Origin of the sequence: Clostridium beijerinckii, assembly GCF_036699995.1 — a bacterium.
In the GTDB taxonomy this organism is placed as follows: Bacteria; Bacillota; Clostridia; order Clostridiales; family Clostridiaceae; genus Clostridium; species Clostridium helianthi.
On record NZ_CP144906.1, the window covers coordinates 1,206,696 to 1,222,651 of the forward strand.

Below are 15,956 nucleotides of genomic sequence, written 5' to 3' on the forward strand. Positions count from 1 at the left end.
GATATCGTTTTTGATGGAATTATTATATTATATAAGTAAGAATTAAATACAAAAATTTATCATTATAGAAGGGATTGGGTACAACTATACATGGATTATAGGGATAAAAGAAAAGAGAGAATATTAAATAGTCAAATGAAAAAGTTAATAAAGAGAGAAGAAAAGTTTTTTTATAAAAAAGAAAATGAATATATAAAAAATAAGATATTACCTTTAAAAGAGCAATTAGAAGAAAAAATCCCGAAAAATATGATAGAAACTTTTGAGAAAGCATTTGAAAAGGGATTTTATTATGTTTTTGAAAAAGGTACTACAGTAATAGAGAAAAGTTATAACTCAGAGAAAATTAGAAATGAAGCAGATATAGATGAATATATTTTATCTAAGCAGATGAATAACAAAAATTTAAGCAGAATAGATAAAAGAGTGAAAAAAGGTGTGCTTATAAATAAAGGAATCACAGCAGCTGAAGGGACATTACTTGGTATATTAGGAATTGGAATACCGGATATACCTGTATTTATTGGAGTAATATTAAAAACTGTGTATGAGATTTGTGTGAATTATGGATTTGATTATAAGTCCAAAAGTGAGAAGGCATTTATATTAAATATAATTTGTGCAAGTTCTATAAAAACAGATGAAAAAATTCTATATTCAAATGAAACAGATAGAATTGCATATAGTATTGAAAATAATCATGATCTTAAGGTTGATATAAATGAATTAATTGAGTCAGCTTCAAAATGTTTATCTGAAAATATAGTTGTGGCAAAAGTTATCCAAGGAATACCGATAGTTGGGATATATGGTGGAATATCAAATTATAGATTATTGGCTGATATAAGCGAAGTGGCAAGTATAAAATATAAAAAAAGATTATTATCTAAATTGAAAAATACGCTTTAGCTTAGATGAACTTGTTGCGTTTGAGTGTGCCTCAATTTTATTATTGAAAGATTAGCAAAAAAATATTAATATAGACTATGTAGTATAAAAACAAATTGAGGTGAAGAAATGAAAAAGAAAAATATAATGAGCTTTATACTTTTATTAATACTTTCTTTTTCTTTAATTGGTTGTAATCTTAAAGATGATTATATACTTCAAACAAAAGAAGATACAGATGAAAAGCCATCTGCAGATAAGGTTAATGAAGTTTTTGAATCAGATAAGATGAAGGAATTAATGGATAAATTAAAGTCTAACCCTAAGGAAATTTCTGATAAAGTTAATGAAGTAGATAGTGATACTACACGTGTAATGAAAGAATTAAATGATAAAGCAGATGAATTGACTGACGAGCTCAATAATGCTGATTTTGAAGGAAAAAGTGAAGATATTAAAAATAAATTTGATGATATATCTAATAAATTAGATGAAATTAAAGATAATGTTGATGATGCAAAAGATAGAGCAGATACATTTAAGGATCCAATTGATAAAAAGCAAGTAACAGATACAGTAGATGAATTTACATCACATATGAATAACCTTGAAAGAGCGATAGATAGAATAGCAACCACTAGATAAAATTTATAGTTCCAAGTTTTTGACAGGTATAATGGGCTAATGTAGCTTTCGTTATACCTGTTATAATTTAGAATATAAAAAATACTTGATTCTTTTGCTTTAGTATGATAAAGTGATAAATAGAAAGTGATGTAGGGGGTTATTACATATGAAAATAAATAGTTTAATAAAAAAATTAACAGTAGTTGCTATCATAGCTACATTGGGAGTAAGCTTGGTTGCATGTGGCGGGAATGCCAATAAATCATCAGAATCAAAGGCAGCCAAAAGTGCATTAGATAAGGATGAATTAGTAATAGGTTTAGATGATACTTTTGTTCCAATGGGATTTAAAAATGAGAACGGGGAAATAGTTGGATTTGATGTTGATTTAGCAAATGCAGTAGGTAAAAAACTTAATAAAAAGGTGAAATTTCAATCAATTGATTGGAGTATGAAAGAAACTGAACTTAATAACGGTAATATAGATTTAATATGGAATGGATATTCAATTACTGATGAAAGAAAAGAAAAAGTTGAATTTTCAAAGCCATATTTAAGTAATACTCAAGTTATAGTAACATTAGCAGATTCTAATATTAAATCTAAAAATGATTTAGCAGGTAAAAAAGTTGGTGCTCAAAATGGATCAACAGCAGTAGATGCAGTTGAAGCAGCTAATGGCATCGAAAAAACTTTTGATGGTGGAAAACTTGTTACATTTGAAGATAATAATGCCGCATTAATGGATTTAGAAGCAAAGAGATTAGATGCAATTGTTGTAGACGAAATTTTAGCAAGATATTATATGAAAGCAAGAGGACAAGAAAAATATAAAATCTTAGATGAGAATTTTGGAAGTGAACAATACGGTGTTGGAATTAAAAAAGGTGATACTAAATTTGTAGAAGCTTTTAACAAAGCTTTAGATGAAGTTATTTCTGATGGAACTGCAGCAGAAATATCAAAGAAATGGTTCGAACAAGATATAATTCTTAAATAGTGCAAATTAGATAATCATAAATATTTATACAAATAGTTTGAAAATAAAGAGGAGGAAATAACTTTGAGTTATATTTTAGAGATAATGCCTCAAGTATTAGAGGGATTACAAGTTACATTAGAAATTTTTGTACTTACTTTAGTATTATCTATTCCACTAGGAGTAATAATCGCTGTAATGAGGACATCTAAATCTCTAATACTTAAACAAATAAGTGGAATATATATTCTTATAATGAGAGGCACTCCTCTGTTATTACAAATTATTGTAATCTTCTTTGGACTTCCGCTAGTAGGAATCAGCTTTGATAGATTTCCAGCAGCAATTTTAGCGTTTACTTTAAATTATGGAGCTTATTTTGGAGAAATATTTAGAGCAGGTATAGAGTCTATAGATAATGGACAAGTTGAAGGGGCTAAGGTTCTAGGCTTAAGTTCTAAACAAACATTTTTTAGAATAATACTTCCACAAGCATTTAAAACAGTAATACCACCAGTTGCAAATGAAATAACAACTTTAGTGAAGGATACTTCGTTAGTTTATGTAGTTGGTATGGACGAGCTATTAAAGATAGGTAAGACTGCTGCTAATAGAGATGTTTCGTTGGTACCACTTTTAATAGTTGGTGTTGTTTACTTAATAGTAATAGCAATTTTCAGTCAAGTATTAAAGAAAATTGAAGAGAAGTATGACTATTATAAATAGTGTGGAGGAAATTATATGCTTAAAGTAAGTAATTTGAAAAAAAGATTCGGAAATACAGAAGTTTTAAAAGGTGTTAATCTTCATATAAAAAAAGGTGAAATATTAGTTGTCGTTGGAAATTCAGGTGGTGGAAAGACCACATTACTTAGATGTGTAAATGAATTGGAACATTGTGATGAAGGCGATATAGAAGTTAACGGAAAAGTTTTATGTAAAAATGGTAAGTATGTAGATAAAAATGCGTTAAAAGAAATAAGAAAAGATATAGGGTTAGTATTTCAAAATTTTAACTTATTTCCACATATGAGTGTTTTAGAAAATCTTATTGAAGCACCTCAAAAAGTGTTGGGATGGTCAAAAGAAGAAGCTATAAAGAAAGCAGAAGAAACTTTAGGTTTTTTAGATTTATTAGGAAAAAAAGATAATTATCCATTTGAATTATCTGGCGGTCAAAAACAAAGAGTTGCTATTGGAAGAGCACTAGTGCTTGAACCTAAAATAATGTGCTTTGATGAGCCAACTTCTGCACTAGATCCAGGACTAACTGGAGAAGTTGCCAATTTAATAAAGCGTTTAAGTGAAAAAGGCATGAGTATGATGATTATAACTCATGATATGGATTTTGCTAAAAAAGTGTCAGATAGAATAGTATCAATGGATGCTGGAAAATTGCAAGAGGGTCTAATGTTCGAAGAAGATTAGCTATATTAGGATTGAGGTTGAATTAAACCTCAATTTTTTTAACAAATTATATATAAGTTAATAAAAGTTTTGATACATTATAAATTGAGAAGGTTTAAATTTAACAATTTGATTGTGAGAATTAGTGTTGAAATATGTGGCAAAGTGTGGTATTATAAGAATGTAAGATAATTCAAGATTTAATCAATACTGTACATTCGCCTCTGTTTCAGAGATTGGGTCTAGGTATCAGGTTATAATCTTTGGAAAAAGGGAGGATTTTTATAATGGAAGATAGAACTTTAGTATGTAAAGATTGTGGAAAGGAATTTGTTTTCACAGTTGGAGAACAAGAATTCTACAAAGAAAAAGGATTTGACAACGATCCAGTTAGATGTCCTGATTGTAGAAGAGCTAGAAAGCAACAAAGAAACAACAGAAACTTCGACAGATAGTAAGTTGTTGAGTCATAAGAGAAATCTTATGACTCTTTATTTTTTGTATGGAGAATTATACAATTTAAAATACGCTTGAAGAGATATATGTGTAAAAAATCTGCATATATGAAAAGAGTGCGAAGCACAATGAATAACTTAATTGCATCGACCGAAATTTTATTCTACTCTGGCAAATTATATCATTGGATGATGCATAAAGAATTATTAAAAGCAGAAAAACATATAGATTTTTATTGCTAAGAATAGAAAAATAAATTTTTAGACGTAGATAATTATAGGATTGATAGAAAACACTATAATTATCTGCGTCTTTTTTGAGCATAGATTATGTTAAAATTGATGCTTTATACTATAAAAATGTGCACGATTTAAGAAAAAGAAAAATGCTTTATAATACATAAAAATATATATTAAATAAATAAAATACGAATTATAAAAAAGAAATATAAATACATAGTTCGTAAAAACATAAATTAAATGAAATTTTAACATAAAATAGGTTGACAACATACGTGTTGAATGATAATCTTATGGTATCGATACGAAAGTTAGTAGAGTGTTATCAGAAAACATTCGCCATTACGAAGGTGTAGTGAGTAGGTAAATGAAAAAAATAACAAGTCCAACATACAAGTATAGTGTTGCGGTATTTTTTGAATGCACCTAGGCTAAATCTCATAATATTTTTTGGAGGAATTAAAATGTTAAATATTAGAAGCGTATTCGTTGAAAAGAAAAAAGGATTTAATGTAGAAGCTCAAAGTTTACTAAATGACTTTAGAGATAACTTGGGAGTAACTGGATTAGAAGACGTGAGACTTGTTAATAAATATATAATATCAGATATACCTGAAGAATATTATAATAAGGCTTTACATACAATTTTTTCTGAAGCAACAGTAGATGTAGTTTACGAATCAGAATTACCAATGAATGAAGGAGAAATAGCTTTTGGTGTAGAATATTTGCCAGGTCAATACGACCAAAGAGCAGATTCAGCTTCAGAATGTCTAGCTCTATTAACAGCAGAAGACAAGGTAGAAATAAAATCAGCTAAAGTAGTAGTATTAAAAGGAAACCTTTCAAAAGATGATATTGAAAAAATTAAGAAATATTATATAAACCCAGTCGATTCTAGGGAAGTAGATATAAATAGCAAAGATTTATCGTCACTTTCAAACATACCTAAAGATGTACAGATCTTAGATGGATTTACCAGCAAGACATTGGATCAATTAAAAGAATTTCATAGTGGACAAGGTTTGGCTATGAGTATTGATGATCTTCTTATGATTCAAGATTATTTCAAAGGAGAGAAAAGAGATCCAAGCATAACTGAGATTAAAGTTATAGATACATACTGGTCAGATCACTGTAGACATACAACATTCTCAACTATCTTAGAAGATGTCCAAATTGAAGATAATAAATATACGGCTCCAATAAAAGCAAGTTATGAAGGTTATATAAAATCTAGATCATATGTTTATGGCGAAAAAGAAAAGAATAAAACTCTTATGGATATGGCAGTAATTGCTATGAAAGAACTTAGAAAAAGAGGAAAACTTGAAGATTTAGATATTTCCGAAGAAATAAATGCTTGTTCAATTAACGTAAAAATTGAAACTGATAAAGGCATGGAAGATTACTTAGTAATGTTCAAGAATGAAACACATAACCATCCAACAGAAATTGAACCTTTTGGTGGAGCAGCAACATGTCTTGGTGGAGCTATAAGAGATCCACTATCAGGAAGAACTTATGTATATCAAGCAATGAGAGTTACAGGAGCAGCAGATCCAACAGTTCCAGTTGAAGATACATTAGAAGGAAAACTTCCTCAAAGAAAGATAACACTTGGAGCAGCTCATGGGTATAGTTCATATGGAAATCAAATTGGTCTCGCAACAGGTCAAGTTGAAGAAGTATATCATCCAAACTATGCAGCTAAGAGAATGGAAGTTGGAGCAGTTATTGCAGCAGCACCTAAGGAAAATGTGGTAAGAGAAGAACCAGCTTTAGGCGATGTAATTATCTTACTAGGTGGAAGAACTGGAAGAGATGGTGTTGGAGGAGCTACAGGTTCATCTAAGGAACATACGGTAGATTCAATAAATGAATGTGGAGCAGAAGTACAAAAAGGTAATGCTCCGACAGAAAGAAAACTTCAAAGATTATTTAGAAATTCTAAAGTAGCAAAGATGATTAAGAGATGTAATGACTTTGGTGCAGGTGGAGTTTCAGTTGCGATTGGAGAACTTTGCAGAGGATTAGATATAGATTTAGATAAAGTTCCAAAGAAATATGAAGGTTTAGATGGAACAGAACTTGCAGTTTCAGAATCACAAGAAAGAATGGCAGTAGTTGTAACAAAAGAAAATGCAGATGAATTTATAAGACTTTCTAATGAAGAAAATTTAGAGGCTACGTTGGTAGCACATGTTACTGATACAGACAGACTTAGATTATTCTGGAGAGGTAAAAACATAGTTGATTTAAAGAGAACATTCTTAGATACAAATGGTGCTACTCAAAAGACAAATGTTACAGTTAAAGCTCCAGTTGATTATCCATATGTGGTAGCAGATATTGATGTTAAAGAAGAATGGATAAATAACTTAAGAAAATTAAATGTATCATCTCAGCAAGGATTATCAGAAAGATTTGATGCAACAATAGGTCATGGAACAGTACTTATGCCTTTTGGTGGTAAATATGCAAAAACTCCAGCAGAAGGAATGGCAGCTAAAATCCCAGTTCTAGATGGAGAAAGTGCAGATGCCACATTGATGACATTTGGGTTTAATCCAGAACTTGGAACATGGAGCCCATACCACATGGCATATTATGCAGTAATTGAAAGTATATCAAAACTTGCAGCTATGGGTGGAGATTACAGAAAAGCTAGACTTACATTCCAAGAGTATTTTGAAAGATTAGGATCAGAAAGCTCTAGATGGGGTAAACCATTTGCAGCATTGCTTGGTGCATATGAAGCTCAAATGGCATTTGAAACAGCAGCAATCGGTGGTAAGGACTCAATGTCAGGAAGCTTTGGAGATTTAGATGTACCTCCAACATTAGTATCATTTGCTGTAGGAGTAGAAAAAGCTAGAAATATAATATCACCAGAATTTAAAGAAGCAGGATCAAGTTTAGTTTTACTTCAAACTGAAAAACTAGAAGATGGAACTATAAATTTAGATAAGCTTAAGAAGAACTTAGACGTACTATATAAATTAATTCAAGATGAAAAAGTAATTTCATCATCTGCTGTTAAGTATGGTGGAGTTTCAGAAACAGTTACTAAAATGACACTTGGAAATAGAATTGGTGTAGAAATTGATAACTTAACAAAGGATGAATTATTTGGATTTAACTATGGAACTATAGTACTAGAAGTTAAGAACAATATTAATGTAGAAAATGAATTTAAAGATTGCTTATACAAAGAAATAGGTAAGACAATAAGCTCTGAAGCTATAGTTTCTAAACAATATGACTTAAATCTAAGCATTCAAGCTTTAGAAAAAACTTACGAAGAAAAACTAAGCTCAGTATTTAAAATTAAAACTGAAGATGTAGAAGGAAAAGTAGAAACAGTTTTATATGATAAAAAATCAAAACTTTCTCCAGCAATTAAAGTAGCTAAGCCAAAGGTTGTAATTCCAGTATTCCCAGGAAACAACTGTGAATATGACTGTGCTAGAGCATTTGAAAAAGAAGGAGCAGAAGTTACTCAAGTAGTATTTAGAAATATTACGAAGGAAGCTCTTAATGATTCAATTGAAAGACTTGCAAAAGAAATAAGTACAGCTCAAATTCTTATGATTCCAGGAGGGTTCTCAGCAGGGGATGAACCAGATGGTTCAGGTAAATTCATTGCCAATGCTCTTAGAAATGAAAAGATAAGTAATAGCGTAATGGAATTACTTAAGAATAGAGATGGATTAGCACTTGGTATTTGTAACGGCTTCCAAGCGTTAATTAAATTAGGATTAGTACCATATGGGGAAATAGTTGATATTAAAGAAGACATGGCTACCTTGACGTACAATAATATAAATAGACATATGTCTTCAATTATAAGTACAAAAGTCGTTTCAAATAAATCACCTTGGTTTAGTGAAGTTAACGTAGGAGATATACATTCAGTTGCAATCTCCCATGGTGAAGGAAGATTTGTTGCACCAGAAAGCTTAATTAAAGAATTAATTGCCAATGGTCAAGTGGCAACTCAATATGTTGATTTTGATGGAAATGTATCATTAAATATGCCATTCAATCCAAATGGATCAATGTACGGAATAGAAGGTATAACAAGTCCAGATGGAAGAGTTTTAGGTAAGATGGCTCATAGCGAAAGAATAGGAACAGATTTATATAGAAATATTCCAGGAGACTTTGATCAAAAGATCTTCAAAGCAGGAGTAAATTACTTTAAGTAGATAAGTGAAGCTCCAAATTTTACATTTGGATAGCTGAACTTAGTTAATGCCTAAAAGCGTTAACTTCCTTAAAAATGATTTGGTGTGAATCACTTACTCAGCGAGCATATGCGAGTCGAGTTTCCTTTAAAAAAGATTTGTTCTTTATGAAGGTTGATTAAGTAAGTTTCTGGGCGTCTTATTAGCTAGAATGATAAAGTGCCCAGAATATAAGAATATAAGAATATAAGAATATAAGAATATAAGAATATAAGAACTTAAATATGAAAATAGTTTTATATTTAAAAACTTAAAAAGGTATATATGTAAGAAGTTAAATTTTAAAATATGTATAAAGTTAAGTATATAAATATTTAAAAAGATAAATATGAAGATATGTAAATAGATAAATATATAAATATGTAAATATTTATAGTTGTAATGCGGGTTGGGGATATTTAAAGGAAACTCGACTCACTTCGTTCGCTGAGTAAGTTCGAAGGGCGAAATCAAAGATTTCGATTCTCACTTATAGTAATAATGCGGGCTGCGGGTATTTAAAGGAAACTCGACTCACGTTCGTTCGCTGAGTGCTCACAGAGTAAGCGACCATCATCAAATCATAGATTTGAGATGTCTGCTTAAGTTCGAAGAGCGAAATCGTAGATTTCGATTCTCACTTATAATGCGGGTTGCAGATACTTAAAGGAAATATATAAATTAAAAAACAGGAGGCTTAAGATGCAAGTAGCAATATTTTTTGGAAGTAAATCAGACACAGAGGTTATGAGGGGAGCGGCAAATGCTTTAAAGGAATTTGGAGTAGAATATAAAGCATTTATACTTTCAGCTCATAGAGTACCAGAAAAATTAGAAGAAACATTAGAAGAAATTCAAGCTCAAGGATGCCAAGTTATTATAGCTGGAGCAGGGCTTGCAGCACATTTACCAGGAGTAATAGCATCAAAGACAATACTTCCTGTAATAGGAGTTCCAGTTAAGGCAGCTCTTGAAGGTGTTGATGCATTATATTCTATAGTACAAATGCCAAAATCAATTCCAGTTGCTACTGTTGGTATAAATAACAGCTACAATGCAGGAATGTTAGCGGTTCAAATGTTATCAGTTAATAATGATGAATTAAAAAATAAATTAAAAGAATTCAGATTAAATATGAAGAAAAAATTCATTGAGGAAAATGCGGAAGGGGTAGAACTATAATGGAAAAATTAGAAATGTTATATGAAGGAAAAGCAAAGAAAATTTACGCAACAGATAAGGCTGACGAAGTAATTGTATATTACAAAGATGATGCAACAGCATTCAATGGAGAAAAGAAAGGCCAAATCGAAGATAAAGGTATAATGAATAATGCTATAACTTCAGTATTGTTTGAAATATTAGAAAAAGCAGGAGTTAAAACTCACTTTATAGAGAAACTAAATGATAGAGAACAATTATGTAAAAAGGTTGAAATAGTTCCACTTGAAGTAATAGTGAGAAATGTTGCAGCTGGAAGCATGGCTAAGAGATTAGGTCTTGAAGAAGGATTTAAACTTAAGACTACTGTATTTGAATTATCATATAAAGATGACTCATTAGGAGATCCATTAATAAATGATTATCATGCAGTTGGAATTGGTGCAACTACTTTTGAAGAATTAAAAGTAATCTATGATATGACAGCAAAAATTAATGACACTCTTAAAGCTGTATTTAAAGAACAAAACATAAACTTAATCGACTTTAAAGTTGAATTTGGTAGATGTGCTGATGGAACAATAGTTTTAGCTGACGAAATCTCACCAGATACTTGCAGATTCTGGGATGCAACAACAGGAGAAAAATTAGATAAAGATAGATTTAGAAGAGACTTAGGTAATGTTAAAGATGCTTATGTTGAAATATTAAAGAGAATTTCTAAGTAGTATATATTTAGAATCAGATTTATTATAAAATTTATATTAGAATGCAATTAGTAATGCACAATGAGGGAACTAAGTTCACAGAGGAAGGTTGAGAATTCATAAATTAAGTCTTGAGTGTTATTTTAAATTCTTATCTATCTGATGAATTTTGATGAATTATGTGATTTAGAAGTCCAAAAAAATTTCATCCTTAATTGTGCATTAGTTCTCATGTATTTTAAGTTTTCTAAAAATAGATTAGTGAAAGGATTGTATAGATGAGTAATCCGAATTTTGAATTAATAATGGATCCAAGTAATGATAAATTTAAGGATGAGTGTGGGGTATTTGGAGTATATACTAATAAGCCAATAGATGTAGCATCAATGACTTACTATGGACTTTATGCTCTTCAACATAGAGGGCAGGAAAGTGCTGGAATTGCAGTAGCAGATGGTGAAAAAATTGACATACATAAAGGATTAGGTTTAATCACTGAAGCATTTAAGCAGGAAGATTTACAAAAGCTAAAAGGTCATATAGCTATAGGTCACGTAAGATATTCAACTGCTGGTGGAAAAGGCATCGAAAATGCTCAGCCAATACTCGTTTCATCAAAGATGGGACCAATAGCTATGGCTCATAACGGAACTTTAGTAAATGCAGATGTAATAAAAGAATTACTTGAAGATGGAGGACAAATCTTTCATACTACAACAGATTCTGAAGTAATTGCATGTCTTATAGCAAGAAGTGCAAAAAAAGGTTTTGCAAAGGCAGTAGTTGATGCTATGTCAGCTGTTAGAGGATCATTTGCATTAACTATTATGTCAAAGAATAGATTAATTGGGGCTAGAGATCCACATGGAATTAGACCACTTTCGTTGGGGAAAATTGAAGAAGGTTACATTCTAACTTCAGAAAGCTGCGCTTTAGATGCAATAGGTGCTGAATTTGTAAGGGATATAGAACCAGGAGAAATAGTTATAATAGACAGTGAAGGAATAAGTTCATATAGATATTCTGAAAATACTAAATGTCAGACATGTGCTTTTGAATATATATATTTTGCTAGACCAGACTCTAGAATTGATGGGCTTGAAGTTCATACAACAAGAGTTAAAGCAGGAGAACAGTTATACAAAGAGCATCCATTAGATGCAGATGTTGTTATAGCAGTTCCAGACTCTGGAATACCAGCAGCTATCGGATATGCAAAGGCTTCTGGAATACCTTATGATACTGGATTTATTAAAAATAGATACGTTGGAAGAACTTTTATATCGCCATCTCAAGAAATAAGAGAAAGAGCAGTCGCAGTAAAGTTAAATCCACTAAAATCAAACTTAGAAGGAAAAAGAGTTATACTTATTGATGACTCAGTAGTAAGAGGTACTACATCAAAACATTTAGTTGAATCACTTAGACGTGCAGGTGTAAAAGAAGTTAGTTTCTTACTAGCATCACCAAGTGTTAAGTATCCATGTTATTTTGGAATAGATACACCTTATAGAAGTGAGCTTGTTGCTGCTAATAATACTATAGAAGAGATTAGAGATATGATTGGAGCAGATTATTTAGGATATCTAAGTGAAGAAGGTGTTTATAAGAGCTGTGGTGATAGAGAAGAATTTTGTATGGGATGCTTTAATGGAGTTTACCCAGTTGCAACACCAGTAGAGAAAGAGATATAGACATCTAAGGCACATTCATCTATTGTTTTTTGAATATGTCAATAGCATTTTGAAAGGTGGAGTTAATAAATGATTACTTACAAAGAAGCGGGAGTTAACATAGAAGAAGGATATAAGTCAGTTAAGCTTATAAAAGAATACGCAGCAAGAACTATGAGTCAATATGTTTTAAATGGTCTTGGAAGTTTTGCTGGAATGGTTGAATTACCATCAGGCTATGAAAAACCAGTTTTAGTTTCTGGAACTGATGGAGTAGGAACTAAACTAGAAATCGCATTTAAGAACAAGAAGTACGATACAGTTGGTATTGACTGCGTAGCTATGTGCGTAAATGATATTTTATGCCATGGGGCAAAACCATTATTTTTCTTAGATTACATAGCTTGTGGGAAGCTTGAAGCTGAAGTTGCAGCAGATTTAGTTAAAGGTATATCAGATGGATGTGTTGATTCTGACTGCGCATTAATTGGTGGAGAAACAGCTGAAATGCCTGGATTTTATTCAGATGGAGAATATGATATGGCTGGATTTGCTGTTGGTATAGCTGATAAAGATAAGATTATTAATGGAAGCAATATTAAAGATGGAGATAAATTAATTGGTATAGCTTCTTCTGGAATACATTCTAATGGATATTCATTAATCAGAAAAATATTCCCAGATTTAAATGAAGAATTTAATGGTGAAGAAGTATGGAAGACATTAATTACACCAACTAAGATTTATGTAAAACCAGTACTTAAATTGTTAGAAAGCTATGAAATTAAAGGTATGGCTCATGTTACAGGTGGTGGATTTATAGAAAATGTTCCAAGAATGTTCAATGGTGGAGACTTCACAGCTGTAATTAACAAAGATTCATATCCACTTCCAGCTATATTTGAAAGAATCATTGAAAAAGGTGTAGATAAGGAACATATGTATAATACTTTTAACATGGGAATAGGGTTTGTTCTTGCTGTTAAAGATGAAGATGTGGAACCTATTATAAAGGCTTTAGTAGAAATGGGAGAAAAAGCTTATGAAATAGGATACGTAACATCTGGGGGTGAAGGTATTTGTTTAAAATAGCGGTCTTGGTTTCTGGGGGCGGAACAGACCTACAATCGGTAATAGATGCGGTGGAAAATAACTATATGAATGTTAAGATAGAGATGGTTATAGGAAGCCGTGATAATATTTATGCTTTAGAGAGGGCTAAAAAGCATAATATAGATACTTTTGTAGTTACTAGGCGTGAGTATGGTGAAGAATCATCTAACAAGATCTTAGAATTAACAAAGGGAAAGGTTGATTTAATAGTTCTTGCAGGATTTTTGGCAATTTTAGATGGGGAAATATTAAAAGAATTTGATAATAGAATTATAAATATTCATCCATCTTTAATTCCATCGTTTTGTGGACCTGGAATGTACGGATTAAAGGTTCATGAAGCCGTAATTAAAAGTGGTGTAAGATTTTCAGGATGTACAGTTCACTTTGTAAATTCCGAAGTTGATGGTGGTGCTATACTTCTTCAAGAAGTTGTGCCAGTTTATTTTGAAGATGATGCGGAAACGCTTCAAAAGAGGATTTTAGAAAAAGAACACGAAATATTACCTAAGGCAATTAAGTTAATTAGCGAAAATAAAATCAGATTAATTGATGGTAGAGTCAAGATAGAAGAATAAAGGAGGCCTTTTCGTGAAAAAGAGAGCTTTAATAAGTGTATTTGATAAAGAGGGAGTTTTAGATTTTGCTAAATTTTTAGTATCTAAAGATGTTGAAATTGTATCAACAGGTGGAACTTATAAATATTTGAAGGAAAATGGATTAAATGTAATTGAAATCAATGAAGTTACTGATTTTCCTGAAATGTTGGATGGAAGAGTTAAAACACTTCATCCATTAGTTCATGCTGGAATATTAGCTATAAGAGACAATGAAGAACATATGAATACATTAAAAGGAAGAAATATTCATACTATAGATTATGTAGTTGTAAATCTATATCCATTCTTTGAGAAAGTTAAAGAAGATTTAGAATTTGAAGAAAAGGTTGAATTTATAGATATTGGTGGACCTACAATGCTTAGAGCAGCAGCTAAGAATTTTCAGGATGTTGTAGTAATTTCTGATAAAAATGACTATAAAGTTGTTATGGAAGAGATTGAATCAGATGGAGAAACTTCTTATAAGACTAAGAAGAAATTGGCTGGTAAAGTGTTTAATCTTATGAGTGCTTATGATGGGGCTATTTCAAACTTCTTATTAGCTGATGATGAGGAAGAATATCCAGAATATCTTTCAGTTTCATATAAGAAGATGCAAAGTCTTAGATATGGCGAAAATTCACATCAAACTGCAGCTGTTTACGCATCAACAATGCTTGATGGAGCTATGAACACTTTTGAAACATTAAATGGTAAGGAATTATCTTATAATAACTTCAAAGATGTGGATATAGCTTGGAAATGTGCTAATGAATTTGATGAACCAGCATGTTGTGCATTAAAACATAATACACCTTGTGGTGTTGCAATTGGAAAAGATTCTTATGAAGCTTATATGAAGGCATATGAAGTAGATCCAACTTCAATATTTGGTGGAATCATTGGATTTAATAGAAAAGTAGATAAGAAAACTGCTGAAGAAATGGTTAAAATTTTCTTAGAAGTTATAGCTGCACCAGAATATGATGAAGATGCTTTAGAAGTTTTAAAGACTAAAAAGAACTTAAGAGTTCTTAAATTCCATAATACTCCAAAGGCAGATAAATATATGGTTACAGTTGATGGAGCAATGCTTGTTCAAGAGGAAGACAATAAATTAGTAGAAGAAATTAAAGTTGTAACTGAAAAGAAACCAACTGATGAGGAAATGAAAGATTTATTATTCGGAATGAAAGTAGTTAAATACGTTAAATCTAATGCTATAGTTGTTGCTCATAATGGAATAGCACTTGGAATTGGCGGAGGTCAAGTTAACAGAATCTGGCCAACAGAAGATGCTTTAAAGAGAGGAAAAGGAGCTACAATCCTTGCATCAGATGCTTATTTCCCATTTAGAGATGTAGTTGATGAAGCTGCTAAAAACGGTATTAAAGCTATAATTCAACCAGGTGGTTCAATGAATGATCAAAAATCAATAGATGCTTGTAATGAACATGGGATAGCAATGGTATTTACAGGATATAGACATTTTAAACACTAATATAAATAAGTTATTTTTATTAGGTAATTAAGCAATAAATTCTATATTGAATTGAAAATATATAATAAAAACCCTGTGTTTTTTTAAAGTTAATTGTTATAGATAAACAAGTTATGAATTAGACTTATGCTTTGAAATGATTCCCGCATTAGAAAGAAAGGGTACTCTTTTGTGCAGTGTTGCATTTGAGAATATGGCTGTAGGATTTCTTCATTAGAAGTTGTTCCATTTTTGCTTGTACCAATCTTGTATTGGGAGCATGCAGAAATGGACGCAACTTTTGATGTTAGAAATCCACAGTTATATTCTTTAAGTCAACCGAAACAATGGAGTATCCTTTCTTTCGGTTGGTTGTAACATAAGCTATGGGTGTATAC

13 protein-coding genes are annotated in these 15,956 nt (G+C 31.1%); all 13 read left to right on the plus strand.

Going from position 1 to position 15,956, the window contains the following annotated elements; all coding sequences use genetic code 11:
- Positions 1–90: 90 nt before the first annotated feature.
- The 13 genes from PZA12_RS05595 (at position 91) to purH (ending at position 15,579) form a co-directional block, all read left to right on the plus strand.
- On the plus strand, positions 91–909 hold the full coding sequence (locus PZA12_RS05595) for an EcsC family protein (protein ID WP_103697864.1): 819 nt from the start codon (positions 91–93) through the stop codon (positions 907–909).
- A 108-nt stretch (positions 910–1,017) separates the two neighbouring features.
- Positions 1,018–1,533, plus strand: a complete 516-nt coding sequence (locus PZA12_RS05600) for a hypothetical protein (protein ID WP_017210874.1) — start codon at positions 1,018–1,020, stop codon at positions 1,531–1,533.
- Between the two features lie 148 nt (positions 1,534–1,681).
- Positions 1,682–2,515 carry an amino acid ABC transporter substrate-binding protein gene (locus PZA12_RS05605; protein ID WP_103697863.1) on the plus strand — a complete coding sequence of 278 codons (834 nt, stop codon included), beginning with the start codon at positions 1,682–1,684 and terminating at the stop codon, positions 2,513–2,515.
- Between the two features lie 63 nt (positions 2,516–2,578).
- Positions 2,579–3,220 carry an amino acid ABC transporter permease gene (locus PZA12_RS05610; protein WP_077841365.1) on the plus strand — a complete coding sequence of 214 codons (642 nt, stop codon included), beginning with the start codon at positions 2,579–2,581 and terminating at the stop codon, positions 3,218–3,220.
- A 15-nt stretch (positions 3,221–3,235) separates the two neighbouring features.
- The gene (locus tag PZA12_RS05615; RefSeq protein WP_103697862.1) at positions 3,236–3,922 is read left to right on the plus strand and encodes an amino acid ABC transporter ATP-binding protein; all 687 of its coding nucleotides are present in this window, start codon (positions 3,236–3,238) and stop codon (positions 3,920–3,922) included.
- A 266-nt stretch (positions 3,923–4,188) separates the two neighbouring features.
- Complete coding sequence (locus tag PZA12_RS05620) at positions 4,189–4,356, plus strand: zinc-ribbon domain-containing protein (RefSeq protein WP_023973460.1); 168 nt, start codon at positions 4,189–4,191, stop codon at positions 4,354–4,356.
- Positions 4,357–5,060: 704 nt separating this feature from the next.
- Positions 5,061–8,807, plus strand: coding sequence for a phosphoribosylformylglycinamidine synthase (locus PZA12_RS05625; RefSeq protein ID WP_103697861.1), 3,747 nt, complete (start codon positions 5,061–5,063; stop codon positions 8,805–8,807).
- A 720-nt stretch (positions 8,808–9,527) separates the two neighbouring features.
- Positions 9,528–10,007: a 5-(carboxyamino)imidazole ribonucleotide mutase gene (gene purE / locus PZA12_RS05630; RefSeq protein WP_017210869.1), complete on the plus strand. Its 480-nt coding sequence runs from the start codon at positions 9,528–9,530 to the stop codon at positions 10,005–10,007.
- Complete coding sequence (gene purC, locus PZA12_RS05635; RefSeq protein ID WP_011968398.1) at positions 10,007–10,714, plus strand: phosphoribosylaminoimidazolesuccinocarboxamide synthase; 708 nt, start codon at positions 10,007–10,009, stop codon at positions 10,712–10,714. Before purE ends, purC begins: the two co-directional genes overlap by 1 nt.
- 257 nt (positions 10,715–10,971) lie before the next feature.
- The gene (gene purF / locus PZA12_RS05640) at positions 10,972–12,387 is read left to right on the plus strand and encodes an amidophosphoribosyltransferase (RefSeq protein ID WP_103697860.1); all 1,416 of its coding nucleotides are present in this window, start codon (positions 10,972–10,974) and stop codon (positions 12,385–12,387) included.
- Between the two features lie 69 nt (positions 12,388–12,456).
- Positions 12,457–13,458 (plus strand): phosphoribosylformylglycinamidine cyclo-ligase, encoded by a 1,002-nt coding sequence (purM, locus tag PZA12_RS05645; protein WP_017210866.1) that lies wholly within the window; start codon positions 12,457–12,459, stop codon positions 13,456–13,458.
- Complete coding sequence (gene purN, locus PZA12_RS05650) at positions 13,446–14,057, plus strand: phosphoribosylglycinamide formyltransferase (RefSeq protein ID WP_077841361.1); 612 nt, start codon at positions 13,446–13,448, stop codon at positions 14,055–14,057. Before purM ends, purN begins: the two co-directional genes overlap by 13 nt.
- Positions 14,058–14,070: 13 nt before the next feature.
- A complete protein-coding gene (gene purH, locus PZA12_RS05655) occupies positions 14,071–15,579 on the plus strand; it encodes a bifunctional phosphoribosylaminoimidazolecarboxamide formyltransferase/IMP cyclohydrolase (RefSeq protein ID WP_103697859.1) in 1,509 nt (502 codons plus the stop codon).
- Positions 15,580–15,956 lie beyond the last annotated feature (377 nt).

Bases quoted from the DNA above. Each gene is read 5' to 3' on its own strand.
- purC (WP_011968398.1), top strand. From the start codon at position 10,007: ATGGAAAAATTAGAAATGTTATATGAAGGAAAAGCAAAGAAAATTTAC.
- PZA12_RS05615 (WP_103697862.1), top strand. From the start codon at position 3,236: ATGCTTAAAGTAAGTAATTTGAAAAAAAGATTCGGAAATACAGAAGTT.
- purF (WP_103697860.1), top strand. From the start codon at position 10,972: ATGAGTAATCCGAATTTTGAATTAATAATGGATCCAAGTAATGATAAA.
- PZA12_RS05605 (WP_103697863.1), top strand. From the start codon at position 1,682: ATGAAAATAAATAGTTTAATAAAAAAATTAACAGTAGTTGCTATCATA.
- purE (WP_017210869.1), top strand. From the start codon at position 9,528: ATGCAAGTAGCAATATTTTTTGGAAGTAAATCAGACACAGAGGTTATG.
- PZA12_RS05595 (WP_103697864.1), top strand. From the start codon at position 91: ATGGATTATAGGGATAAAAGAAAAGAGAGAATATTAAATAGTCAAATG.
- PZA12_RS05625 (WP_103697861.1), top strand. From the start codon at position 5,061: ATGTTAAATATTAGAAGCGTATTCGTTGAAAAGAAAAAAGGATTTAAT.
- PZA12_RS05620 (WP_023973460.1), top strand. From the start codon at position 4,189: ATGGAAGATAGAACTTTAGTATGTAAAGATTGTGGAAAGGAATTTGTT.
- PZA12_RS05600 (WP_017210874.1), top strand. From the start codon at position 1,018: ATGAAAAAGAAAAATATAATGAGCTTTATACTTTTATTAATACTTTCT.
- purM (WP_017210866.1), top strand. From the start codon at position 12,457: ATGATTACTTACAAAGAAGCGGGAGTTAACATAGAAGAAGGATATAAG.